Genomic DNA, 24,106 nt, shown 5'->3' with positions numbered 1-24,106 from the left:
TGGAAAAGAGGCGTTTTATGACAGGCTTTTTGATCACAGGACATGGGAATTTTGCATCAGGAATCATTTCAGCGGTCGAGTTGGTGGCAGGGAGGACCAACCGGCTGGTTGGTGTGGATTTCCTTGAGTCCTACAGCACAGATGATTTAGAGGGAAAATTACTTAATGCCTTGGAGGAACTTCAGAAGGATTATGAAGAAATCCTGATTTTATCTGACCTGACAGGTGGTTCGCCTTATAACCAGTCGGTCATGATAAAAATGAAAAATCCCCAATTAAATATAGAGGTAATATCTGGGAGCAACTTCCCTATGGTGATTGCCGGTATTTTTGAGGGAGAGGGTATGACATTAAAAGAACTTACACACAGCATGATTGTCAAGGGAAGAGAAAGCATTAACTGCTTTGTGCCCGCACCGTCTGTGAAAACAACAAATAATGAAAGGGAAGATGGAATTTAATTCCAATCAAGGTGATTCAAATGCTCACGCTGCAGGAAATCAGAGAACAATATACATCCATGGGACAGACAAAAGAGTATCTGTCTGGATACATAGATACAATCAAGAAGATTTTGGATGACAATTCAGATAGCAATATTATCTTTTTGGGCTGCGGATCCAGCTATTCCGTAGCAAAATCCTATGCCCAGAATACTATGACAGGCTTAAAGCGGGTCGGTCTGGCGATGGCTGCCGGTGACGTGCTCATTCATGGAGACCGCTATCAGGCGATTTTTGAAAACGCCATCGTTGTGGCCATATCCCGTTCCGGTGAAACAACGGAAATCATTCAAGCAGTGACCAAAATACGGGAAATCTGCAAGATACAGGTGATTTCGATTGTGTGCAAAGAAAATTCAACAGCCGGCAAGATCAGTGATCTCACATTGACAATGCCCTGGGCTTTTGATAACAGTGTCTGCCAGACAAGGACGGTCTCCTGCCTGTATTTTGCATGGCTCTACATAGTCGGAATGTTATCAGAAAATCAGGCTCAGTTGGCAGAACTGCAACTGGTGGTCAGCCATGGTGATGAATATATAAAACAGTGGGAAGCAGAGCTGAAAAAAATGGCGGCGCTTCCATGGAACCATGCCGTCGTATTGGGAGATGCCGAACTCAGTGGTATTTGTGAAGAGGGTTCTTTAACATTTAAAGAGATCTGCCAGCTGCCCAGTAACTATTATCATATGCTGGATTCGCGCCATGGCCCGATGGTGATGATCGGTAAAGAAACACTGGTCATCATGCCCATGTCCGGTCATTCTCCTGAGCTGCAGAAAGCATTGCTGGAGGATTTAAAGAAAAAAGGTGCTGCTATTATCGTATATACAAATGAAGCGATGGAGCTGGATGGTATTTGTAATATTTATTTTGGCAGAAACTTGAGCTATCCGGTAATGGGCCTGCCATTTCTCGCCATTAACCAGCTGGTGTCTTACTTCAAATCTGGAGAGACCGGGGCGAATCCTGATCAGCCGGACGGGCTGTCACCATGGATTCAGCTTTAACAGGGGTGCGTGAGGGATTCTATGATAATAACAGTAACATTGAATGCATCCGTTGACAAGGCGTATACCATCAGCGGCAGTGTAGAGCCAGGGTCAGTCATGAGAGTGATTGGGTGCCGAAACAGTGCCGGCGGCAAGGGTCTGAATGTGGCACGTGTGGCAAGTTTGTGCAAGGTTCCGGTTAAGGCGACTGGAATTGTCGGCGGATATAATGGTGACTATCTTCTGGAACTTTTGGAACATGATGGCGTTGCCCATGATTTCTTCCATGTCGATGGTGAAACCAGAAGCTGCATCAACATTCTGACGGAAGATAATACTTCCACAGAGTTTTTGGAGCCAGGTTTTGAGGTGACAGAAGCAGAACAGAGGGAGTTTCTGAACTTTTTCCGTAATGTTATACAAGAGGGAAGTATTGTTACCATATCCGGCAGTGTACCCGTAGGCTTTGGCAAAGGAATATATGCCGATTTAATAAAAATTGCCAAGAAAGCCAATAAGCTGGTATTGCTTGACACCAGTGGAGAATACTTAAAAGCTGCGCTGGCAGCAAAACCTGATCTTGTAAAACCCAACCGCGAGGAACTGGAGGATTTATTCGGCTGTAAGATTGATTCCATTGAGGATGTCAAGATCTGGGCACAGAAGCTTCATGATATGGGGATAAAATATGTGCTCATATCTTTGGGTTCTGACGGCGCAGTGTTGGTCTGTGATGAGGGAGTCTATCATGGAAAACCGGGAAAAATTAAAGCTGTCAATACAGTTGGCTGCGGAGATTCCATGGTGGCTTCATTTGCAGCGGCATTGGAGATGAATAAAGCTTCTAAGGATTGTCTGTCATATGCTGTGGCAGTCTCTGCTGCAAACGCATTATCAATAAGAACAGGATATTTTGAACAAGAGAACCTGGAAACAATCCTGGACGGTGTAACCGTGAGCAGGATATAAGGAAAGAGGGAATATATGCCTTTAGTAACAACTAGTCAAATATTGTCAGATGCCAGGAACGGTCGTTATGCAGTAGGGGCATTTAATGTTGAAAATATGGAGATGGTCATGGCGGTGATCCAGGCTGCCGAGGAGTTGAATGCCCCAGTGATTTTGCAGACAACGCCTTCTACTGTTAAATATGCGGGACTGGACTTGTATCTGGCAAATGTAAAAACCGCGGCGGAGCGGGCAAAAGTCCCCGTGGTTCTGCATCTGGACCATGGATCTGATTTTAGACTGGCAATGCAGGCACTGCGGACCGGTTACACTTCGATCATGATCGACGGTTCCCATGAAGCTTTTGAAGCAAACATTGAACTATCCAGACGCGTTGTCGAAGCCTGTATGCCTTCCAATATACCGGTTGAAGCGGAGCTTGGGAAGGTTGGCGGCAAGGAGGATGATTTAGATGGAGGCGAAGGCAGTGCCTACACAGATCCGGAAGAAGCGAAAACGTTTGTCGAGAAGACTGGCGTGAACTCCCTTGCGGTGGCGATTGGTACAGCACACGGTATCTACAAGGGCGAACCAAAACTGGATTTGGAGCGGTTATCCGAAATTGCCAGGGCAGTTGCTATACCGCTGGTGCTCCACGGTGCCTCAGGTGTGCCGGATGAAACCGTGAAGATGGCAATCGAACGCGGCATATGTAAAGTGAATTATGCGACTGAACTGAGAATTGCTTACAGTGAAGGTGTAAAAGAAGTGCTGAAGGAGAACCCGGATACTATTGATCCTAAAAAATACGGTTCAGCCGGTATCAGTAAAGTAAAACGATTTGTGAAAGAAAAGATGACAACCTGTGGCTGCGCAGGAAAAGGCTGATGATTTGAAAAAGATGGTATATGTGTTAGAATAGATTCTACGTCAGTGTGTGCAATAAAAGGGGGATGCCGGAAAATAAGGTAGTCTGAGAACAGGGACCGTATTACTCACATTAGTTATACGGTCCCTGTAAATTTGTGCGCTCGGCTGGACATCACGGATTTGCGGAGTGGGCCGGACGTCTTTTTTATTGAAGCACGCAAATGGTATTGATTCATTTTCAAATGAATCCGCATAATAATTCAAAGAACCAATGGAATGGTATTGACACAGAGAGAACTCATGACTATAATTTGACCAATACAAAGGCGTGGCAAGAAACTGTCGCGTCTTTTTCTGTATATATCAAAAAAGCAGAAAGCCATCATGCAAAAAAGATATATTGGATGATATTTGTACATTATGCACATGAAAATGAGGAGAAAAAATAAAAATTAATTAATATTGACATATAACCCATCGTGTGGTAAGTTAAACGTAAATAAAGAGATGCGAGAGATAACAGATGGCTAATAAGATACAACGGACATCCCTTCAGTTAGAGATTATTCGTTATATACAGAATTATATTGAAGAAAATGATTTAAAAGCAGGAGACAGGCTTCCTTCCCAGGAACAGCTGCTGGAAATGATGGGGGTAAGCAGAACTTCCTTAAGAGAAGCCATGAAGACCCTGGAGGCGCGTAATGTTCTGGAAGTGAGGAATGGAAAGGGTGTGTACGTAGGCAGTCAGAAGGACAGTGCATTTTTATCACTGATTGATTTTACCAAGGAAAAAGGAAAGCTTTTAGAAGCTCTGGAAGTGCGTAAGATTCTGGAACGTGAAATCCTCCGAATGGTGATACATACGGTTACCGAAGAAGAACTGAAAGAACTGGGTGATATTACCAAGGTATTAATGGAAAAATATCATCAGGGGGTAAGGCAGACAGAAGAGGACAAACTGTTCCATTATACCATATACCGTTTGTCCCATAATGATATTATGTATCAGTTGATTTTGTCCATCAGCCATGTAATGGATCAGTTCTGGGAATTTCCCCTCAATATGGAAGATCCTTTTTTAGAAAGCCTGCCATTGCATGAAAAACTGTATGAAGCGATCCGGGGAAAAAATGTGAAGAAAGCACAGATCATCAATGAACAATTGTTAGATGCAGTGTACCGGGATATTAAAAAGCAGATATAATGATTTATAATACATCAAATATGTTTTATAACAAATTAACCTATATTATAGCATATAGCATATAGGACAAAGAATCAAATGAGAAAAGAGGTAGAAATATGTCAGATCAGAGCCGTTACTTAAAAAGTGATAAATTAATTACAGCCCATTACGGAGAGGAATATGAGCATTACTATAATGCGGTTGTTCCGCCGATTTTCATGAATTCCCTTAATGTATTTGAAACCATAGATGAATACTATGATTTTGACCGGACGGATAAACACAAATATTGTTACGGCAGAGTACAGAATCCCACAGTCAGGATTCTGGAAGATAAAATTGCGGCTTTGGAGCATGGAGCAGGAGCCCTGGCATTTGCGTCGGGCATGGCGGCTGCAACAACAGCAGTACTGACCGTATGCAAAACAGGCAGTCATGTAATATGCATCCATAATTCCTATGGTCCGTTAAGAGATTTTCTGACCGGATACTGCAAAGAACACATGGACATTTCCACCACCTTTGTAAAGGGAGACTGTTTGGAGGAATTTGAAGAAAACATAACGGACAAAACAGACTTAATTGTTCTGGAAAGCCCTTCTTCTCTTGTATTTTCCCTCCAGGACATTGAAGCGGTCTCCAATATCGCAAAAAAACATCAGGCCCTTGTCTATATTGACAATACGTTCTGCACTCCCATTTACCAGCAGCCCCTTACTCTTGGCGCAGATATTGTAATGCACACCACTTCAAAGTATATTGGAGGCCACAGTGATATCATCGGAGGCATGCTGGCAGTGAAGGATCCTGGTTTGATGAAGAAACTGACAGCAAACAGGGAACTGTTAGGCGGTATTGCAGGACCCATGGAGGCCTGGCTGATGATCCGCGGACTTCGCACAATGGCTGTCCGCATTGCACAGCATCAGGAAACAGCGATGGCGGTCGCCAGGTTCCTGGAAACCCATCCCAAAGTAAAGAACGTGTATTATCCCGGTCTGGAATCTCATCCCCAATACCTGCTGATGAAGAAACAACAGTCAGGAAATACGGGACTTTTAAGCTTTGAGATTCATGGAACCTTAAAGGACGCTGAAAAACTAGCGGAAAGCCTTCGGATATTTAAGATCGGTGTATCATGGGGAGGGTTTGAAAGTCTGGCATTTTTACCCCATGCAAGGATGGAAGAGGATCGATGCAAGGTTTTGGGCGGCTCCCAGAAGATTATCCGAATTCATTGCGGATTGGAAGGTACAGAGGCCCTGATTTCAGATTTGGAATCGGCTCTTGCTCAAATATAAGCAAAACAAATAAAAGGAGGAGAAAAGATGAGAAAAAAGAGAGCAGCAGCATTGGCGCTGGCAGTGGCGGCGGTTCTGTCAGGATGCAGCGGAAACACAGCCACAGAAGCGACAACATCAGCAAGCGGGGAAACTGCAAAGACAGAAAGCACCAAGGAAGACAGCGGAAAGACGGGGGAAACGGTCACCATCAGCCTGGTAGAGTCCCTGACAAGTCCGGAACGAACGGTTATTTTACGGGAAATTGCAGATAAGTATGAAACAGAGCATCCCAATGTCAAGATTGATATTGTGTCCCCGCCGTTGGAGAATGCCGATGCCAAAATCACCCAGATGCTGATGAATGGAAGCGGTGTGGATATTGTAGAAGTGAGAGATTCCACAATCACCCAGTTTGTCACCAATGAATGGATTGCAGATCTTCAGAAATATTTGGATAGCTGGTCAGAAAAAGACACTTTGACAGATTCGGCCAAGGAAGTGATCCATTATATGAAAGACGGAGCTTACATGGTCCCTTATGGATTCTATCAGAGAGGTCTTTACTACAGGGCCGACTGGTTTAAGGAAAAAGGCTTGAAGCAGCCTGAAACCTGGCAGGACATTTATGATTCAGGGGTTGCCATTACGGATCCGGCAAGCAGCCGCTTTGGTTATTCGTTCCGCGGCGGCACAAGCGGTTACCAGTATGCGGATACAATCTACTGGAGCTGGATCGGTACCGATAAGCTTGCAGATTCCAATGCCGGTTATTTTTTAAAGGATGGCAATGGGGCAACCATTTTTACATTGCCGGAGGTAAAGGAAGCACTTCATTTCTATAAGGATCTATTTAAAAATGCATCTCCTACGGATTCCATAGCATGGGGCTTTTCCGAAATGGTACAAGGCTTTGTTGGAGGAACCACCTCTATGCTGATTCAGGATCCGGAAGTGATTGCGACCTGCTCCGCTGATTTACAGGATGACCAGTGGGATCTGGTTCCCTTCCCCAAGGGACCATCCGGGCAGGCAGTTTTTCCAAACGGATTTGCCGGCTGGGGTATGACATCCTTTACGGAGCATCCCGATGAGGCAGCAGATTTCCTTTTGTACTTGTCCAATTCCGAGAATAATACATATTTTGCCAAGAATTATTCCACCATTCCGATTCACAGCAACGCGGCAGAAAAAGACAGTTATTTTTCAGAGGCACGGTTTGCCATGTATATGGATATGGCAAAAGAACCGGAAGTTTACCGTCATGCGGCATATCCTCAGATGTACGAAGCATTTGCTACCTATAAAACAGAAGTGGATACCATGTATCAGAAGTATTTGACCGACGAGATCACAGATGATGATCTGTTAAAATGGCTGGATGAATTCTGGACAAAAGCATATCAGGATGAAGGTCAGAAGTGGTAAGCATTAAGAAATAAAGCGCTAGACAGGAATTAAATTTTCATAAGAAGTTTCTGGAAGGAGAAAGGTCTCCTTCCAGACTTCTTATGGAAGAAAGGCAGTAAAGAGGAGGAAGCGGTATGAAACAAAAATCGAGACTGCAATTAAAAAGAGCCTGTTTTATCTTTCTTATGGTTCTTCCCGCCGTCATCATTCCTATTATATTTACTTACTATCCTATGATCAGGGGTTCCATGATGGCCTTCCAAAGCTATAACCTGATGAATATTAAAAACATCAAATGGGTGGGATTTGATAATTTTAAAAAGCTATTTGAACACAGTGCCAGCAACACCTTCTATTCCACCATGTGGAATACCGTCAAGTGGGTGGGGATTTCCCTGTTTTTCCAGTTTGTAACAGGGTTTGCCATGGCACTGCTCTTAAAAAAGAAGTTTAAGGGAAGCGGTGTGTACCAGGGCCTGATTTTTTTCCCCTGGGCAGTCTCCGGATTTATTATCGGAATCATGTGGCGCTGGATGTTTAACGGTACCTCCGGCGTAATTAATGACCTGCTGATGAAATTGCACTTGATCCGCCTTCCTGTAGGCTGGCTGGCAAGTAAGAATACGGCGCTGTATTCCTGTATTATAGCAAATATATGGTATGGGATCCCATTTTTTACAATCATGATCACGGCTGCCTTAAGAGGGGTTCCGGAAGAACTATATGAAGCTGCTGATGTGGATGGGGCAAACCCGTTTCAGAAGTTTTCCGCAATCACAGTGCCTTGTATCCGTTCCGTGTTATTGCTGACGGTTTTACTCAGAGTGATCTGGATCTTTAATTTTCCGGATCTGATTTATTCCATGACACAGGGAGGACCGGCGGGTTCTTCCAATATCATCACTTCCTACATGATGCAGCTGGTCCAGAGTCTGGACTATGGCATGGCTTCCGCCGTGGGTGTGCTGTGCATCCTGTTTCTTATGATATTTGCTTCGTTTTACTTAACACTTACCAAATATACGGATAAGGAGGCATGACGTATGACTGCAGCGAGTAAAAAACAGATGTGGAGATTATTTAAGTTTGTCGTACTAACTGCCTTTCTTGTGCTGACCATGTTCCCTTTCCTATGGATGCTGCTGACTTCCTTAAAGGGATCTCAGGGCGAGATTTACGCATTCCCGGTGAAATATTTACCGGATCCGGTCTCTTTGGTCAATTACGCGGCAATGCTCTGGAAAGGTAATTTTGCAAGATATTTATGCAATTCATTTTTTACATCTTCTGTTGCAGCAGCCTGCTCGGTTTTCATATCCATTCTGGCCAGTTACGTCATCAGCAGATTCCGTTTCCGCTTTAAAAATGTGCTGCTGCTGTTTTTTCTGGTGACCCAGATGATACCCATGTTCATCATGCTGGCGCCGTTGTATCAGATGTTAGGCAAGATGCGGATGCTGAATAATCTGTATGGCCTGGCAATGCTGTATACCAATATGATGATACCATTTTCCGTTGTGACGTTATGCGGCTTTTTTGACGGAGTGCCCAAATCTCTGGAAGAAGCGGCATGGATTGATGGCTGCGGCTATTTGCAGGCATTGTTTCAGGTGATTGTGCCGGTCATTATGCCAGGCATTGCCGCCACATTCATCTTTGCGTTCATCAATTCCTGGAATGAACTTTTTATGTCGGTTATGTTTATTGATGTGGACAAATTTAAGACAATACCGGTAGGGCTTAATGCCCTGATCTTAAAATATGATATTAAATGGGGGGAAATGGCAGCAGGAACCATTATGTCATTGATCCCTACCATGTGTTTGTTTACTTTTGCTCAGAAATATATGATAGAAGGGCTTACAGCTGGGTCGGTGAAAGGCTGATAACGGAAAGAATAGAATAATGAAAGAAGATCAAAAGGAACGGTATCATACAGTTCCTTTTTGGTTTTTTATGAATACTGTATAGGGGATAATAACAGCCTTATTTTCGCACGATCGATCGATTGTTATAGAAAAAAACTAATTCAGCTAAACCGGAATACGTATTGACATAGAATTTTGTTAAATCTATAATGGTATCATCGGTTTAATGTATAAAAATTTATGGAAAACAGCTGTTGTGACGATAATTAAAATAGGGAGAAATGCTGAATTAATTTTAGGAAAAAACGTCTTGTACTGGACTGTAATATGTTAAGAAGGATATTGGCCATAAAATTGTTCATAGTTTGATAGACACAATGTCCGGCATACGCGCCGGGCCGCAAAGTTTTATTTACAGGGGAAAAAGATTGTGATTGAGATTGCTGTTTGTGATGATGAGTTTTACTTGTTGAAAAGGCTGGAGGAATACTTGCTGGAACTTGGGAAGAATGCCGGAATTCAAGTAGAAGTGGAGTGTTATGAAGATGGGAGCGATCTGGTTCAGGCGGTAATCGAAGGAAGGCGGTTTGATATAATCTATTTGGATGTACGGATGAAATATATGAATGGCCTGGAAGCGGCATATAAAATACGTGAAATAGACCGTACAGTACAGATGGTGTATGTAACATCTCATGATGGCTACATGAAAGACGCCTTCCGGGTAGCTCCAATTGGTTTTCTTACAAAGCCTATAAAAAAGAATGAATTTGAAGAAACCTTTTATTATGTTTTAAGGATTGTGGAAGAGCAGGATTCGTATTACCGTTTCCAATATAAGAAATCGGATTATAAAGTGTTAATCCGTGATATTCTGTATTTTGAAAGCAAGCTTCGAGTGGCGGAAATTGCTTTGCAAGATGGTCTTTTAAAAGAATATAAAGCATTGAATAAGATAGAAAAAAATCTGGAAAACAGCAAAGGGAAATTTTTAAGGATACATAAATCATATCTGGTAAATTACCAGCATGTTATCCGTATGGGGTATGAAGAGGTGGAAATGCCGAAAGGAATCATCTTACCATTAAGCAGGGCGTATAAAAAGGCGGTGGATGATAAATTGAGGCAGTATAAAAAGAGGTAAAAAATGAATGCAGTCAAGATGATTTTCACAAGCATTAGCATGTCATTGTATTCTACGCTTTTACTGAAAGTGTATCTGGATATTTTTCTTGCAAAGAAAAGCCGATATGCGGGAGTGGCCGGCTGGGCTCTTTTTTTTCTATGGCAGTTTTGCATAAATATGGAATTGATATATTTCCATCCCGTAATAAACCTGATATTGACATTAACGACAGTTTTGTCAGTTGGCATTATTTCTTATGAAGGAATCTTGTGGAAGCGGTTTACATTTCCTATAACTTTTGTAATGATGTGGATGCTTTTGGAGGGAATTGGGGATGCAGGCTATTTATTTTTGAATAATGGGCAAAATCCATCATTTATGATTAACTCTATTTTTGCAAAATTTTTACTGTTCTTAATAGTGATGGGAATCCGTTGGTTCATGAACCGCCATGGAGGCGGAATGGTTCCCTATGGCGGAGGCGCCTATTTAACCATTTTTTTGTTATCAGGACTGATCCTGTATCCCGTATTTTATATGCTGGTAGAAACGTCGGATAGAAAAGTAACGGATTCCTTTGGCTGGCTGCTGATGGCTGCATTGATATTAACAATTATGAATCTATCCATTTATCCCATTTATTTAAGATTAGTGGAAACGATTCAGGTGAAGAGAAATGCCCATATGTATGTAAAGCAACTGGAATACTATGGAAGACAGCATGATTTGGAGGAAGCAGCGTCGGCAGAAATACAGGAAATGAAGCACGATATGAAACAGCGCTTAATCTATTTGCAAGAGCTTGTGAAATCTGACCAAAAAGAAAAATTATTAACAACTTTGGAGAATTTGATAGGTCAGTCAGTGAGCATTGGTCGATTGGAGTCAAAAACAGGGAATTTAATAATAGACGCTATGGTAAACCATATATGGGAAAAAACCAGTAAAAAAGAGATACGTTTACATACAAAGCTGGAAGTACCTGGGGTTATGAAAATTAAAGATGAAGATCTTGGGGTACTGCTGGGAAATGCCTTCGATAATGCGGTAGAGGCCTCTGAGTATGTAGAAAAAGATAAGCGAGAGATCTGGATAGAGATAACCCATGAAAAAGGATATTTGTATATTTTTGTTAGAAACCGCTATCAGGGAAAAATAGAGCATGATAAGGAACACAGGCTGGTAAGCCGGAAGGAAGAGTCTTTTCATGGCTGGGGGATTTATTCGATGAAGAAGATTGCAAAAAGATACCATGGGCAAGTGAAGCTGGATTGGGAAGGAGATATATTTTCACTGGAGACTATATTATATGACGATATATAGCTTTATTTAATAACAAGAACGATTGTATGAAAGACGAAATGATATTGGTGCATAAGCCGGATGTCATTTCGTTTTTTTATTGGGCGCAAGGATACTGCAAAGGCTTTACTTAAATTTTTATTCAAAAATAAAACCTAAAATGACATATAAACCGTTAATAATTACATGATAGGAAAAAATCTCGAAAAATGTAGTATATTGTAAAAAAAGCATAGAGGAGGCTATATTATGGGATTTATGAAAAAGCTTAAAAGGAATCATTCAGTGTTTAATTTTTTAATTTTATCGGTAATTCTTTATAGCGCAAATGCTCGTTGTTGCTGGATATCTCATCAGCCAAAAATGACAGAAGATGTTAGAAAGTTTAAGAGGTTTTAATCGGTGAAAAGGTTTGAACTCATGTTGGCAAGGTATGCATATAAAAGAGATAGCTTATCATCAGTATCATTTGAAACCTACGAATACGCAGCACAGGTGACATTAGAAATGCTGATGGGGGTATTGGCAAATATAGCGATCGCACTTTGTCTTAATATGAAGCTGGAAGCAGTTGTGTTTTTTTTGGTATTCTGTGTGTTGCGTTCCTATGCCGGAGGGTTGCATTTGGACAAATTCAGTCATTGCTTTTTGTTTTCCTTTGCTGTTACGACAGGATCCATGTTGCTTGTAAAGTACATGAATGTATCACTTGCGGTATCGGGAATCATGATGGGGGGAGGATTGATAGCCTTTTGGCTTACAAAACCTGTGAACGATAAAAACAGAGATGTTAATGAAGAAGAAGATGCTTATTTCAAAAGTAAGTTAAGGCAGTCTCTTAGTATCATTACGATAGCTTATTTTACAACAGCGCTTTTATCATTCTTAAGGTATTCCTTTTTAATCGCCTTGACGGTGGATGTTGTGTACATACTTATGATTTTAGGAAAGTGGAAAAATAAAAGCACGGTATGAATGCTGCCTTATGAGCAGATTGATGGTATTAACTGCATTACACGGAACAAAATTCTGAGAATAAGACAAACAAGAAAAGACCATAGGATAAAGGTGTGTAAGAATTTATGAAAAGGTTCAAGACAGTTTCATTTTTATTAAGTTGTCTCTTTTTTATTTCTATCTCGTTTTGTTCGTCTGGAGAGGAAATAGCAAGTGGGAAAAACGGTCTGGATGTCATGTTTGTCATGGACTATAGCGGCTCTATGTCTGCCAATGATCCGGATCACACTGCCATCGGTATGGTAAAAGCGTTTATTGATACAGTCCACAGTGCTGATATCCGAATTGGGTTTGTAGCATATAATGACCATATTGTGTCATCTGCGGCTCCTGTTTCTGTGAGGACTCAGGAAGAGAGGGATGCATTAAAAGCTCTGATGGATTCCGCCGGATATTCGGGAAATACGGACATTGGTTTAGGATTGAACTATGCATATGGTCTGACCGGACAGGAAAACGGACGAAAGTGCATGATTGTTCTAATCTCGGATGGAGAAACGGATTTAAAAGGTTCCCGGGCCGGAAGGACCAGAGAAATCTCTGATCAGGACTTAAGAAATACGGTAGAGGCCTGCCGATCCCGGAATATACCGCTTTATACGGTGGCTTTCGGCAAATATGACGGCAGCAAAGAGATTCTGAAGGAAATTTCCAGCCAGACAGGAGGACAAAATTATACGGTTGAAAAGCCGGAAACCTTGATTGAAGTACTGTATGGGATTTTTCATGACAACATGGCTTACCGTATTCAGGAAATTGCGGGCGGCATTTATGGAGAAGGCAGCCAGAGCCTTCGCATTAAGCTTGATGATTCTCATTTAGATGAGATGGACGTCCTGATGATATCGCCTCAGCAAATTGGAGATACTACGGTTGTTTACGGAGAGCAGCAGATAAAACCGGTTAATCTGGTTCACTATTCTGTGGCAAAAGTATCAGACATAAAAAAAGATATCAGTGAAATGAACATACAGACCAATACAAGAAAGAATCAGGAGCTAAAGATTTATCTGATCAGCTACCGGGACCTGACTCCTGTTATGGAAATAGAAACAGCAATTGCAAGAAACAAGCCATTGTCTTATAAGATCTATTTTAAGGATAAAAGCGGGTCTGTGATCAAGGACGAGGCCTTTTATGCGAACTTCACTCCAAAGGTGGTGATTTATCCGGACGGGCAGTCGGACAGTGACAGAAGGGATGTTGAAACCACCGTCAAGGAAGGGATTCTTGCAGGAGAAATGGTATTAACCCAGTCAGGGACTTATTACATAGAAGCCCGTTTGGATGACAGGATGGAGTCTTGCATCTTTAATACAGTAAGAATTCAGGTGATTAACACACCTCCTACGGGAGAACTTCCAAAGAACATTCATTATAATCCTTTATCCAGGGAAAAACAGTTGGTACTTAACAATTATTTTATTGATTCTGATGGAGACGGTATTTTTTATACTTTGGAACAGGATGCCGGTGATCTGGCAGAGGTCGGTCTGAATAATGGAATCCTTACTATTAAACCGGTAAAAGCAGGAAGCCGAAATCTGATACTGAAGATATCTGATGGAGAGGCAGCAATATCCTATACCTATTCCTTGGAGATAATCCCATTGTGGAAAGCATACTGGTGGGTTATTGTTCTCGTTCTGGCAGCCGCAGGTGCTGTCATTTGGAGACTGTTTCATAAACCAAAGCCTGAACTGGAAGTGATTACGGAAAAGAAAGCTCAGAACCGATTCCAGGGAAAAATGGATGCCTATTTTATGGAGCAGCCGGAGGAAGAAGAGGAGATACCTCCTCTTACATTTCCCATGTATAAGATCAAGGATAACCGGGTAAGCCTTGGAGACTTAATGAAAGAATATCCAGGCGCTTCTGAATCCCTGGGACTGGATCACATATTCCTCATAGCGGATGAAGACAGGAGGATGATTTTGTATCATTCTTCAGAGTCTTCGCTTATGATCGGAAGTTCCATTATGTGCAAAAAGATACAGTACAGCGTAAGCTTTGGTGATATCATATCCATTACATCTCCGGATGGAGCTTATGATCTGGAGATTCACTATATTTCCATGATTCAATAGATGAGGCTGTAACAGCCTGAGATAAGAACTGTGATGTTCACGTTTCCCGCCAGTAACAGCTGATGGAAGCGATTGAATAAAAGTGAGAAAGAGGGAGCAAAAGCGTATGGAAACTATTACACAAACTAACCGGACCATTCTGTTTTCTGAAATGAATCCTGAAAAGCTGAATCTTCTGACCCTGATTGGGGATGTAAGAGGGAAGACAAGCCTTGATGATGACAAAATTAAGGAAATCAATGAAACGCTTCTGGTAGAAAGTTTTGAGGATTTTTTGGAGAAGTTTGCTCCGGTTGTTTATTCCTGGTGTGATGCAAATACCGGCAGTATTCAGTACAGTCTGATCAAACCGGAGAATATACCGGATAACTGCATTACAGAAATACCGCTTAATGAGATGAATGATTTACTCAACATGCTCATTACATTACAGGATGCAAGAGGTTCGTTGGGAGTAGCAAATGTGGATTTTAAATTCAGCAATGTTTTAGAGATGATCTCCCCTAAAAAGATTATGGAAGATATCCGTCAGGTGCGGAGAGAGATCCAATATACTTATGGGAATTACATGGGGCTGGAGGAGGAAGATCCCAAGCGCCTTGATTTAGGGGACAAGCTGAATTACCAGTTTGAACAGGCAAGTCACAATTACAATAATGTTTTGGCTATGCTCCCTCTTGCGATTGAAGATATCAAGACCCGCCTGCTTCTGGGAAATGGGGAGACTGCCCAAAGAGGCCAGGAATTTAAAGCTGGGCTTTTAAGTATGGGAGACGACGGAGAACTGAAAATCCTGGAAATGAAACAGGAAGAAGGAACTCAGCTTGCGATTGTAGATGACCACATCAATACCAGTTTAATTCAGACATTCCGGGATGATTACGATGCCCTTAATGAGAACAAGTCCGACTATGTCAGAGAGCTGGTGGTCAGGACCTTCTGCCCCCTTTCTTCCACAATGGAAAGCTCCGTAGACCGGGAGGTAGAAGTACAAAATTACAATACCTATCTTGAATTTTATAAAAAGAGCAAGGATGATTTTATAAGAGCGGTAAAGCCATTGATTGAAAAAATCCTGGGTGTAAAGGCGTACTTTGACCAGTACAAGGTAAAAGAGAAGGGAATGCAGCCAAGGCTCCTGATTACGAACACTCCTTTGGAAATGATGATAAAATCCAGCAATTTGCCAAGGCTTTTAACCTATTTAAATACGACAAATGATAAAAATGAATTTGAAAATACTCTTTGGTTTGGAATTGTTCCGGATGTAGAACTAAATCAGACAGGAGATGGTAAGCTTCAGAGAATGCGGTTTGCAGGAAATCAGAAAGTAAAAAAACCGGGAACCAATACCATGGAAAACCTTGCAATTTTGATGAATGCCATTAACCCCTATAAGATTACAACATTTTTCAGCTTCGCTACCGGAGAAGAGAGTACGTTTAATTATGTGGCTACTGAGGGAATTGGTATTTTTAAGGATAAATGCGCTCCTCTTATGAAGAGAGATTACAGTGAATTTGTAGTTCCCTGCATTCCCAATGTTACCATCATACCAAAGGATAAGTCAGGACTTATCCTGGATAAACGGATGGTCATTGATGACAATGGAAATGTGACTCTTTCCCAGGAAAAAGAGGACATTATGAAGATGTGGATCGAGGGAGTATATGTGGGAGCTGCCTACGGGGCTGCCGGTATCGCTGCAGCATGGCAGTGTCCGGAATACCTAAAGCAGAGGTTTCCTAATACCACCATGGAATACCCGGGAGTGCGTTATGACATAGAAGCAGGAGACAATGCACTTTTAGTCACGACCAGCATGACAAAGGAGATATCCGGATTTACCAATGCCATTAAAAATTCCATTAACAATACAGGTTTTGGATTTGTATTCACCTCTGATAATGCTCAGCATAAAGGCAGGGAGATTAAGAATGTCATGGTCTACAAAGCCAGAAATTTATTAAGCAATGGGACGGAATTTGAACCCATTTATAAAACCCTTCTGGTTACATATATTGAGAGAATGCTCAGATTTTACAGCGGAGACTTCAAACAGGATAAGATTTTACAGTTTTTCAGCAATAACCCCAGCAGCCAGAAGAGTAAATGGGATGCAAACCGTCAGTATGTCAATTCCCTGCTCCAGGATGGAGATGAGCTGGATTTCAGCATTGATGAGAAAAACGGCATCTGCAACATACAGCTGACGTTCAGCAACACAACCAGAAATCTTAAGGTGGAGCTGACAAGAAAGGGACAGACTGCGTAAATAATACCAGGTATTGTCCACTCACAATCATATGGAAGGTGGGAACAATCATGTATGGAAACGTCAGCACAATTGTGACAATTATATTTTTTGTAATTGCAGGGTATACAATTTATAAAGGAATCAGAAAGAAATACAAATAAAAGCTTTATTTCAAACATCAGATATCCGAAGGCCAGTATTAGAAAGGCTTTATGGATTATAAAAATCATTTATTAAGAATGGAGGACGTAATATGGGACTTAGAATGAAAATCACAGGCAGTGAAACCGTACAACTGCGCGAAACGAGCATTACCAATGTAGTATTTGGAGCAGACATTCCCCATGATTCCAACGCCAGATCAACAGATCTTGGTTCAACGGTGTTGATTGAAGGGAAGATACTGGCAGCAGTAGGCGGTGAGGCCGCCGATGATACCAGCAAGCTGGCCAGATGGTCTTTAGTTCCCGCAGAAAATTCAGACTGCTACCGGAATGTTCAGATCGACGTGGTAAATGCATCCCAGGTGGTTCGTCAGATAACGGTACCCAATGCATTTGTGGTTGATTACAGGGAAGATTTTACCGATGAAACGGGAACCGGAGTATTTAAGCTTCTTATTAAGCAGAAGAAGGATAAAATGGCTTCTCTTAAATTTGAAGGCGGATTCAGCGGAGAATAATCAGGAAGAATAAAAGAAAGGAAGGAACAGATTATGGGATTTACATTAAAAGTAGAAGGCCCGTCTACCATTGACTTAGGGACCATCAGTATTACAGGAGTAAAGTTTAAGACAGATATTCCCCTTGATTCCAACGCGCGTTCCACCGATCTGGGGAGCACTGTGGAAATTTCAGGAAAGATATTAACTGCAGTAGATGGAGATCCTTTTGATTCTACAAGACAGTTGGGACTCTGGTCCTTAGTACCAGCAGAAAAGTCTGACTGTTACCGGAAGGTGACCGTTGAGGTGATTGCAGCTTCTCAGGTAGTGAGAAAATATACATATCCCAATGCGTTTGTAGTGGATTATAAAGAAAACTACGGAGATACGGAAGGTGTAGGAACATTCCGGCTCATCATCAAACAGAAAAAGGACAAGATGGCGCAGATCGCTGTGGAAGGCGGATACAGCGTGTAAACATGCAGGGGCTGCCGAAAAGGCAGCCCCTTTTTGATAAGGAAAGAAAAAATGCTTGATTACTATAAAATCCTTGGGGTCCTTCCTCAGGCAACAGAAAAAGATATTAAGGCCGCTTACCGAAAGCTGGCTAAGGAATATCATCCGGATGTGGTACAGGATGACCCGGATGGAAATAAAAAGATGTATGAGATCCAGGAAGCCTATGGGATTCTGGGTGATGCAGAGAAAAGGAAACAGTATGATTCTTTCCGAAAAGAAAAAAAGGAAAGAGGAACGGCTAAAAGGGAAGACTCCCGGGAACAAAGAGAGAGACCGGGAAATGCAGCTCCGGATATGAGCCAGTTTGAACGCTTCTTTGGATTTCAGCCGGGAAAAGGGATGGAGACATATCGCGGAACCGGGGATGGGGCGAAAAAACATGACGGACCAGTCAATACCAATGAGCTGTTTTCTGCATTTTTTGGCGTGAAAAAATAAGGAAAAAGCCAACGGTTTTTGACGGAAGAAAATAGGGGGAACAGGATAGTCAGGATCTTCAAAGGAGGGAAAAGCAGATGGAACGGCTGGACATTGATTTATATTTAGCCTGTATGGAGAAAGAAGATAAAACAGAAAGCAGTGAAGAAAAACTGAAACAAAAAGCAATGGAAAAAATAGAAAAGCTCCATCAGGAACTCCAGAAGATAAAAGAACTGAACATGGAGCGGACAGTATTCTTTGGAAATTTATTTTCTATCTGCCTTCCCAAGAATCTTCTCCTAAATGAAATTACGGAAGAAGATGTTATATTATTGCGTTCTCAGTCTGAACATATGGCATTGGTGATTAAGGCTGTGGACTGTAAGAAGCCGATTGATTTAGAACATGTGAAAAAGAATTATCAGGAACAGATGACTATGTCAAAACAGCAAACATGGTTTGATATAGATGGAAGTAAAGTGGTGGATGGAGTGAAAATTTTTTATTTTACTGCAATTCATTCTATGCCGGAACAAAATCAGATAAACTATATCCTTTTATTCTGCCTGGATAATAAAACCGTTATCCTTGATTTTAATATGAGGGAAGAAAGTTACTCATTTTGGAAAAACAGCATTGCTGTGATGATGAAAACGATACAAAAGGCAGGAGGGGATTTTGATGAGAAATAAGTGGAAAAAAGGGCTGTGTCTGAATTTTGCTGTGATGATGATTTTTGTATTTACAACAGTTTTTTTATGTTCCTGTAAGAATTTGTATAGAGAAACCAATAAGGGTGTGAACTCAGAAGCGCAAAAAGTCCTGGAATCGGTTATTGAAGAAAATGGCGGTGTTGAGCCGGATATGAGATATTCGACAGGAGAAGTGTCTTTTAATATTCACCTTGGTTGGAAGAAAGTTCGGGATTCTGAATGCTTTTGGGATAGAGAACGTACCAATGTTTATGGCTTGAATGCCAGTTCTCCGCTTGGTTCTTTTACACCAGAGGAGTGTTTTTCCTTTTTGGTCGAATATTATCAGGAGGAAGATTATTTTAAATTGTTGGATCAAAGTGAATCTCTGACACAATGGTATTCCGAAGAAAAAGTACTCTGCTACTTAGGAACGATTACTGGGGAGATGGAAGGTGGATATACTTATACGGAGGTTGTTATTGCGCCGCAAAAAAATCTTGTTCTTACTTTTGTGGGGCAGACTTCTTATATTGATATAGATAAGGATACGGAATCGACTATTAAAATGAATGTAACAGAATTAAGGGAAAGCCTTATGTTTGAAACGGGAAATGCTGATTATGTAAGCGGTAATACATATTTATATGACGACGGTTCTGAGCTATGCCTGCATGACGACGGGACATTTGCCTATTACGAAAAGGAAGAAGAACATGAAAAGCAATATCTGGCAGGAACATATGAAACTTTTTACGGTCAGCCGGCATTTGATCAAGTGACATCCATGGAAGAATATGGTCTTGAGAAAGAGGAACTGGAGCAAATGCTGTCTGCAAATATGAACGGATATATACCTGGGGGAAGCAGGCCCATAGATTATATGTATGCGACAAACCCGGATATGACCGATACACGGCCTCGGTACCAGATATGCAGGGATACATTTTATGCGGTTGTTTTTCATAATATGATATATGTCAATACAGAAGGAGAGCAAGAGGAAATTGAGAAGGATTCTCTTTATATAGGATTTTACATTCCTGAATTGAATATTATGGATATGACAAACTGCAATGCGGCTGCTCATGCAACGTGGGCTTATAAAGGGAAAACGGAATGATGGTAGGGAACGCTTAGGCAGATAATAATGGGAGGGGAAGAAGGTGTGGGATGGATAAGGATTCCATCAAAAGCAGAGTGAGACGTGAAATAATGATGATGTTGATTTTGGGAATTGGTGCATGGATTGTTCTTTTGATCTTTTTAAGCTGTAAATCATTAACTGGCGGAGAGAAAGACACTTATGAATTTTTGTCAGATTCTGAGGTCTTATCTCTTCTTTCCGATAAATATGATCAAGAATTTCAGATTATTAATACTTTTAATTTAGATGAATTATTAAAAGATAGTGAAATAAAACTGAAAGTACATGGAAACGCTTTGCTGCATGGTTATATATGGCAGCTCGCACCAATTAATGATCGTGAATACACTTTTTTTGTGATGGATTACGAAGCAGCTGGACCTCCATCACCGATTCCTTTTTCTTCTGGTTCAAAATATTCTAAAGCCATTGATGATTTTCTTGTAGAAAAGGTAAAAGATGATTTTCAAACTGTTGCCTTAGAAAATGGATTGCTCTTTGATGAAGTTAAGAATTATATGATTGATGAAGAAAGATGGGAAGAAAATTATCAGTTAGGAATCCTGCCATTTGCTAATCCGCCTATAGAAAATATTAAGTTTGATATTCATGTGACGGATGAAAATAAGCAGGAAATTGCCGATAGCTTTTTTCCGTGTTTAAATGGTTTGGCAGAGCAACGATATACTTATAGCGATAAAGTCGAAAGAGTAAATTATATTCATATTACTGGTAACGATGGATGGGAATATGTAGATTTACCGTACAAAGGGAATGAACTTTTTGATACAAAAGATAAACTAATTGAATTTTTAAAATCTATAACGATAGATGAAAAGGAATATATGGAACGATTACCAGATCCGTTTATTGATTTTATGGACCGTTTTGAATTGTATAGCGATGTTTTTAAACAAATAGGAGCTGATGCAAAAATTGAAACAAACAGTTATGGTTATACACGTTTAAAACTGATACTTTCAACGGGAGAAATTGTATATTTTGATAGAAAGACCAATTATGAAAAGATATCGGAGCGTAGAATAGACAAAGAGAAACCATATACAGATTCAGATGGAACAGTATTGCGGGCAACTCTAAGAATTCAGGATAGCATTTATCAATCGGAAAGTACCAAAGAAAATCTCTGCTCGGTATATTTAGCTTTGTATGATGGTGAAAAGATTAAATACGGGCGTGGTACACCGTTTGAACTGCCATATTTTGATAAGTTTATGAGGGATACGGTAAATCATTATAGTGAAGAAGAGGTACGAGATTTTGATAGGTATATAAAAATATTCACTGCTGCAGAAATGGAAGAGACTTATAGACGAATGCAGATTTTAAAAGAGCAAATGCTTCAGGAATTTGATGGTCGCCTTCAACTTATTAAGTAGAGGGCAGGCAGAAGTAAAAAGTGAAAGATAATAAAAACGGAGAATTTATTTTAGAACAGTATTGGTATGGAACTGGTTCCGGATCACCATTTCCATGAGTAGGATGGGGAACAGAAAGTGATATGGATTTTAGTTTTCATGTATATGTTTATCCTGAATCATTGGAAAAAAGTCTGGATATTAACAATGTGAAAGAGATTCAGGATGGTTATTGTTGGAAGTATATAAAAGAAAAAATTAAAGAGGCAATGAAGGAAAAATCGGGAAAAATATTAGATAGAGAGTATAAATTATTTATCAGAACGAGCGGAGATGATTTTAATAGTCAACTAACAGCAAATTCAACTGTAAAAGATTATCTTAGACTTGCTAAATTTAGTCCCAATATTAAATGTTTATATTTGTAAAAGTCAGTAATGATGAATCAGAAAAAAAAACAAAAGTATTTTTTACAATTAATTGCTCATTTTAAAAAGATTGAAAATGAATTTGAAATAAGTTTTGACTATTATACTGTAAATAATAATGATGATTTTGATTCAATTAATGTAGTTAAAGAAGAAAATGGACATTTTGCCGGGCATGATAGAAAATGGGAAACTTGGCAAAATCCAATATGGGATTTAAAGATGAAAAAAATTTGGGATTGAGATTGATACTAGAACTGGTAAAGAAACAATATATAATTTTATCAATGATGATTTAGAAGATTATAATGATTTGGAGGAAGTTAATAATGAATACGATTGAAGATAAAGATGCTGCAAAACAAACGAGTTTGATTTATGGAACTGCTATGGGCGCAGATTGGTATAGTATGGAGGGTGAGAAAACTGTAGAAAATTTAGTTAATGTAATGGAAGAAAGTGTGAAGACCGATTCTAAATATTTCAAAAGAGATAAAGATGGAAATATAATATATGGCGGAGAAATGACCAAAGAGAAATTCTTAGATGTCATAGACCAGATCAAATCCTCTGAAACCTTAATGAGGATGGAAATCAAAGATATTACAGACAACAAAGATACGAATTTTCGAGTCATAACACTTGAAGATCCTGAAAAAGATCCTGAAAATAAAGTAAAACCAATCATTGTATTGTAGGGGAAGAAGATGTGGGATGGATAAGGATTCCATTAAAGGTAGAGTGAAACGTAAATACTGTAGCAGATTTAATAGATGAAATGGAAGAAAGTGTGAAAACCTATTCAAAAGATTTAACAAGAGATAAAGAAGGAAACATAATATACGGTGGAGAAATGACCAAAGAAGAATTCTTAGATGTCATAGAGCAGATAAGAGCTTCTGATACCTTAATGAGGATGGAAATCAAAGATATTACAGACAACGAAGATACGAATTTTCGAGCCATGACACTTGAAGATCCTGAAAAAGATCCTGAAAAAAAGTAAAATCAATCATTGAATTTCGTGATGCGGTCAGCCAGATTTTTATGAAAACCGGGAGTGATAAAAACACGGAGAACTTATTTTAGGGAAGATACCTAAAATTATAAGTTTATTACAACTGTGAAAGGTGAGAACTGATTTTTAAGAGAGGCTGGTAAGGGGTGAATAAAATGTTGAACAATGGAGTAAAGATTGCAATTATATGTGGATTGATAATCAGTGGTTTTATTCTTACATGTGCAATATTTTCCTTTGGTTCGGATAAAAAGCGGTTGAGCGACGACGAAAAGGACGAAATAAGGCAAGAGGAATTGAGGCAAATGGTAGAAAAGCATCTTGAGGATAAATATGGGGAGAGGTTTATTGTAGAGGAAGGGTGGCATGGGACAGCTGCAGGCGACCCGCTTCCATTCCCGAAGGATACAGGCGATCCATGGTATTGTATTGCTTATGCGGAAAGTGACCTAGGGTTTGGTTTTCGCGTGTATGTCTACCCGAAAGTAATTGGAAAGGAGCGTGAGGTGAATAATGTGGGGGAAATTAGGGATGGTTATTGCTGGAAGTTTCTCAGGGAACAGATAAGAAAAGATCTTGAAATAGGAGTAGACAAGGCGATCCCCCTGGAATATAAATTGGTTGTCAATGCAGATTTTGATACTGTTTTTGACGATGATATTCAACGAGATTCGTCAATAGAATCCTATATTAGAAACGCTGATGGAAATAAAATAGAGGTATATTTATACTTAATTATAGATAATGATATAGATTTATTAAAAGATAAATTATATAAAGTATTGAAAGAGAACTACGAAAAGTATAATGGAACAATAAAATTTTATTTGATTTGTTATAAAACAGAAGATGATTTAAGAATTTTTAATGAAAAAACAATGGACGATATAGGATTTACAAGAAAAGAAACAGTTTCTTCTTTTTGCAAAAGTAAATGGGGATTGGATTTAGAGATATTATTTAGAATAGAAGATTTTTCTTATTAAAAAG

26 protein-coding genes are annotated in these 24,106 nt (G+C 40.1%); all 26 read left to right on the top strand.

The annotated features are described in order from the left end of the window. Nucleotides 1-17: 17 nt before the first annotated feature. The 26 genes from K401_RS30900 (at nt 18) to K401_RS0100270 (ending at nt 24,102) form a co-directional block, all read left to right on the top strand. The gene (locus tag K401_RS30900) at nt 18-461 is read left to right on the top strand and encodes a PTS sugar transporter subunit IIA domain-containing protein (RefSeq protein WP_024291104.1); all 444 of its coding nucleotides are present in this window, start codon (nt 18-20) and stop codon (nt 459-461) included. A 20-nt stretch (nt 462-481) separates the two neighbouring features. Next, entirely contained in the window at nt 482-1,513 is a 1,032-nt protein-coding gene (locus K401_RS0100400; protein WP_024291103.1) for an SIS domain-containing protein, read from the top strand. Nucleotides 1,514-1,534: 21 nt separating this feature from the next. Next, nucleotides 1,535-2,464: a 1-phosphofructokinase gene (gene pfkB / locus K401_RS0100395; RefSeq protein ID WP_024291102.1), complete on the top strand. Its 930-nt coding sequence runs from the start codon at nt 1,535-1,537 to the stop codon at nt 2,462-2,464. 15 nt (nt 2,465-2,479) lie between these two features. Next, entirely contained in the window at nt 2,480-3,331 is an 852-nt protein-coding gene (gene fba, locus K401_RS0100390) for a class II fructose-1,6-bisphosphate aldolase (protein ID WP_024291101.1), read from the top strand. Nucleotides 3,332-3,836: 505 nt separating this feature from the next. Then, the gene (locus K401_RS0100380; protein WP_024291099.1) at nt 3,837-4,520 is read left to right on the top strand and encodes a FadR/GntR family transcriptional regulator; all 684 of its coding nucleotides are present in this window, start codon (nt 3,837-3,839) and stop codon (nt 4,518-4,520) included. 98 nt (nt 4,521-4,618) lie between these two features. Further along, a complete protein-coding gene (locus K401_RS0100375; protein WP_024291098.1) occupies nt 4,619-5,803 on the top strand; it encodes a trans-sulfuration enzyme family protein in 1,185 nt (394 codons plus the stop codon). Between the two features lie 27 nt (nt 5,804-5,830). Further along, nucleotides 5,831-7,210: an ABC transporter substrate-binding protein gene (locus tag K401_RS0100370; RefSeq protein WP_024291097.1), complete on the top strand. Its 1,380-nt coding sequence runs from the start codon at nt 5,831-5,833 to the stop codon at nt 7,208-7,210. A gap of 116 nt (nt 7,211-7,326) precedes the next feature. Next, complete coding sequence (locus tag K401_RS0100365) at nt 7,327-8,232, top strand: carbohydrate ABC transporter permease (RefSeq protein ID WP_024291096.1); 906 nt, start codon at nt 7,327-7,329, stop codon at nt 8,230-8,232. Between the two features lie 3 nt (nt 8,233-8,235). Next, the gene (locus tag K401_RS0100360; protein WP_024291095.1) at nt 8,236-9,078 is read left to right on the top strand and encodes a carbohydrate ABC transporter permease; all 843 of its coding nucleotides are present in this window, start codon (nt 8,236-8,238) and stop codon (nt 9,076-9,078) included. A 412-nt stretch (nt 9,079-9,490) separates the two neighbouring features. Continuing rightward, nucleotides 9,491-10,204, top strand: coding sequence for a LytR/AlgR family response regulator transcription factor (locus K401_RS0100355; RefSeq protein ID WP_024291094.1), 714 nt, complete (start codon nt 9,491-9,493; stop codon nt 10,202-10,204). A 3-nt stretch (nt 10,205-10,207) separates the two neighbouring features. Next, on the top strand, nt 10,208-11,509 hold the full coding sequence (locus tag K401_RS0100350; RefSeq protein ID WP_024291093.1) for an ATP-binding protein: 1,302 nt from the start codon (nt 10,208-10,210) through the stop codon (nt 11,507-11,509). A 228-nt stretch (nt 11,510-11,737) separates the two neighbouring features. Continuing rightward, nucleotides 11,738-11,887, top strand: coding sequence for a cyclic lactone autoinducer peptide (locus K401_RS32215; RefSeq protein ID WP_084492754.1), 150 nt, complete (start codon nt 11,738-11,740; stop codon nt 11,885-11,887). A gap of 3 nt (nt 11,888-11,890) precedes the next feature. Further along, nucleotides 11,891-12,463 carry an accessory gene regulator ArgB-like protein gene (locus K401_RS0100340; RefSeq protein WP_024291092.1) on the top strand — a complete coding sequence of 191 codons (573 nt, stop codon included), beginning with the start codon at nt 11,891-11,893 and terminating at the stop codon, nt 12,461-12,463. Between the two features lie 107 nt (nt 12,464-12,570). Next, nucleotides 12,571-14,592, top strand: a complete 2,022-nt coding sequence (locus tag K401_RS0100335) for a vWA domain-containing protein (protein ID WP_084492752.1) — start codon at nt 12,571-12,573, stop codon at nt 14,590-14,592. Nucleotides 14,593-14,698: 106 nt separating this feature from the next. After that, a complete protein-coding gene (locus tag K401_RS0100330; protein ID WP_024291090.1) occupies nt 14,699-16,867 on the top strand; it encodes a hypothetical protein in 2,169 nt (722 codons plus the stop codon). Between the two features lie 235 nt (nt 16,868-17,102). Beyond that, on the top strand, nt 17,103-17,531 hold the full coding sequence (locus K401_RS0100320; RefSeq protein ID WP_024291089.1) for a hypothetical protein: 429 nt from the start codon (nt 17,103-17,105) through the stop codon (nt 17,529-17,531). A gap of 33 nt (nt 17,532-17,564) precedes the next feature. Further along, nucleotides 17,565-17,990, top strand: coding sequence for a hypothetical protein (locus K401_RS0100315; RefSeq protein WP_024291088.1), 426 nt, complete (start codon nt 17,565-17,567; stop codon nt 17,988-17,990). A gap of 51 nt (nt 17,991-18,041) precedes the next feature. After that, nucleotides 18,042-18,470 carry a J domain-containing protein gene (locus tag K401_RS0100310; protein ID WP_024347232.1) on the top strand — a complete coding sequence of 143 codons (429 nt, stop codon included), beginning with the start codon at nt 18,042-18,044 and terminating at the stop codon, nt 18,468-18,470. A 77-nt stretch (nt 18,471-18,547) separates the two neighbouring features. Beyond that, nucleotides 18,548-19,144, top strand: a complete 597-nt coding sequence (locus K401_RS0100305) for a hypothetical protein (protein WP_024291087.1) — start codon at nt 18,548-18,550, stop codon at nt 19,142-19,144. Next, nucleotides 19,134-20,267: a hypothetical protein gene (locus tag K401_RS0100300; RefSeq protein ID WP_024291086.1), complete on the top strand. Its 1,134-nt coding sequence runs from the start codon at nt 19,134-19,136 to the stop codon at nt 20,265-20,267. Before K401_RS0100305 ends, K401_RS0100300 begins: the two co-directional genes overlap by 11 nt. A 50-nt stretch (nt 20,268-20,317) precedes the next feature. Continuing rightward, a complete protein-coding gene (locus K401_RS0100295; RefSeq protein WP_024291085.1) occupies nt 20,318-21,691 on the top strand; it encodes a hypothetical protein in 1,374 nt (457 codons plus the stop codon). Between the two features lie 122 nt (nt 21,692-21,813). Continuing rightward, entirely contained in the window at nt 21,814-22,098 is a 285-nt protein-coding gene (locus K401_RS0100290) for a hypothetical protein (RefSeq protein WP_024291084.1), read from the top strand. Between the two features lie 9 nt (nt 22,099-22,107). Then, entirely contained in the window at nt 22,108-22,341 is a 234-nt protein-coding gene (locus tag K401_RS0100285; RefSeq protein ID WP_156882332.1) for a hypothetical protein, read from the top strand. Between the two features lie 86 nt (nt 22,342-22,427). Next, nucleotides 22,428-22,796 (top strand): hypothetical protein, encoded by a 369-nt coding sequence (locus tag K401_RS0100280; protein WP_024291082.1) that lies wholly within the window; start codon nt 22,428-22,430, stop codon nt 22,794-22,796. 80 nt (nt 22,797-22,876) lie between these two features. After that, nucleotides 22,877-23,104 carry a hypothetical protein gene (locus tag K401_RS0100275; protein ID WP_024291081.1) on the top strand — a complete coding sequence of 76 codons (228 nt, stop codon included), beginning with the start codon at nt 22,877-22,879 and terminating at the stop codon, nt 23,102-23,104. Between the two features lie 167 nt (nt 23,105-23,271). Then, a complete protein-coding gene (locus K401_RS0100270; protein ID WP_024291080.1) occupies nt 23,272-24,102 on the top strand; it encodes a hypothetical protein in 831 nt (276 codons plus the stop codon). Nucleotides 24,103-24,106 lie beyond the last annotated feature (4 nt).

It is taken from the genome of Lacrimispora indolis DSM 755, from assembly GCF_000526995.1.
GTDB classification, from domain to species: Bacteria; Bacillota; Clostridia; order Lachnospirales; family Lachnospiraceae; genus Lacrimispora; species Lacrimispora indolis.
Note: the sequence above shows the minus strand (reverse complement) of the source record. Positions and strands in the feature narration are given on the sequence as shown.

What these genes read in the sequence shown, in the direction of transcription:
- K401_RS30900 (WP_024291104.1), top strand. Translation starts at nt 18, where the DNA reads ATGACAGGCTTTTTGATCACAGGACATGGGAATTTTGCATCAGGAATC.
- K401_RS0100400 (WP_024291103.1), top strand. Translation starts at nt 482, where the DNA reads ATGCTCACGCTGCAGGAAATCAGAGAACAATATACATCCATGGGACAG.
- pfkB (WP_024291102.1), top strand. Translation starts at nt 1,535, where the DNA reads ATGATAATAACAGTAACATTGAATGCATCCGTTGACAAGGCGTATACC.
- fba (WP_024291101.1), top strand. Translation starts at nt 2,480, where the DNA reads ATGCCTTTAGTAACAACTAGTCAAATATTGTCAGATGCCAGGAACGGT.
- K401_RS0100380 (WP_024291099.1), top strand. Translation starts at nt 3,837, where the DNA reads ATGGCTAATAAGATACAACGGACATCCCTTCAGTTAGAGATTATTCGT.
- K401_RS0100375 (WP_024291098.1), top strand. Translation starts at nt 4,619, where the DNA reads ATGTCAGATCAGAGCCGTTACTTAAAAAGTGATAAATTAATTACAGCC.
- K401_RS0100370 (WP_024291097.1), top strand. Translation starts at nt 5,831, where the DNA reads ATGAGAAAAAAGAGAGCAGCAGCATTGGCGCTGGCAGTGGCGGCGGTT.
- K401_RS0100365 (WP_024291096.1), top strand. Translation starts at nt 7,327, where the DNA reads ATGAAACAAAAATCGAGACTGCAATTAAAAAGAGCCTGTTTTATCTTT.
- K401_RS0100360 (WP_024291095.1), top strand. Translation starts at nt 8,236, where the DNA reads ATGACTGCAGCGAGTAAAAAACAGATGTGGAGATTATTTAAGTTTGTC.
- K401_RS0100350 (WP_024291093.1), top strand. Translation starts at nt 10,208, where the DNA reads ATGAATGCAGTCAAGATGATTTTCACAAGCATTAGCATGTCATTGTAT.
- K401_RS32215 (WP_084492754.1), top strand. Translation starts at nt 11,738, where the DNA reads ATGGGATTTATGAAAAAGCTTAAAAGGAATCATTCAGTGTTTAATTTT.
- K401_RS0100335 (WP_084492752.1), top strand. Translation starts at nt 12,571, where the DNA reads ATGAAAAGGTTCAAGACAGTTTCATTTTTATTAAGTTGTCTCTTTTTT.
- K401_RS0100330 (WP_024291090.1), top strand. Translation starts at nt 14,699, where the DNA reads ATGGAAACTATTACACAAACTAACCGGACCATTCTGTTTTCTGAAATG.
- K401_RS0100320 (WP_024291089.1), top strand. Translation starts at nt 17,103, where the DNA reads ATGGGACTTAGAATGAAAATCACAGGCAGTGAAACCGTACAACTGCGC.
- K401_RS0100315 (WP_024291088.1), top strand. Translation starts at nt 17,565, where the DNA reads ATGGGATTTACATTAAAAGTAGAAGGCCCGTCTACCATTGACTTAGGG.
- K401_RS0100310 (WP_024347232.1), top strand. Translation starts at nt 18,042, where the DNA reads ATGCTTGATTACTATAAAATCCTTGGGGTCCTTCCTCAGGCAACAGAA.
- K401_RS0100305 (WP_024291087.1), top strand. Translation starts at nt 18,548, where the DNA reads ATGGAACGGCTGGACATTGATTTATATTTAGCCTGTATGGAGAAAGAA.
- K401_RS0100300 (WP_024291086.1), top strand. Translation starts at nt 19,134, where the DNA reads ATGAGAAATAAGTGGAAAAAAGGGCTGTGTCTGAATTTTGCTGTGATG.
- K401_RS0100295 (WP_024291085.1), top strand. Translation starts at nt 20,318, where the DNA reads ATGGATAAGGATTCCATCAAAAGCAGAGTGAGACGTGAAATAATGATG.
- K401_RS0100290 (WP_024291084.1), top strand. Translation starts at nt 21,814, where the DNA reads ATGGATTTTAGTTTTCATGTATATGTTTATCCTGAATCATTGGAAAAA.
- K401_RS0100285 (WP_156882332.1), top strand. Translation starts at nt 22,108, where the DNA reads ATGATGAATCAGAAAAAAAAACAAAAGTATTTTTTACAATTAATTGCT.
- K401_RS0100280 (WP_024291082.1), top strand. Translation starts at nt 22,428, where the DNA reads ATGAATACGATTGAAGATAAAGATGCTGCAAAACAAACGAGTTTGATT.
- K401_RS0100275 (WP_024291081.1), top strand. Translation starts at nt 22,877, where the DNA reads ATGGAAGAAAGTGTGAAAACCTATTCAAAAGATTTAACAAGAGATAAA.
- K401_RS0100270 (WP_024291080.1), top strand. Translation starts at nt 23,272, where the DNA reads ATGTTGAACAATGGAGTAAAGATTGCAATTATATGTGGATTGATAATC.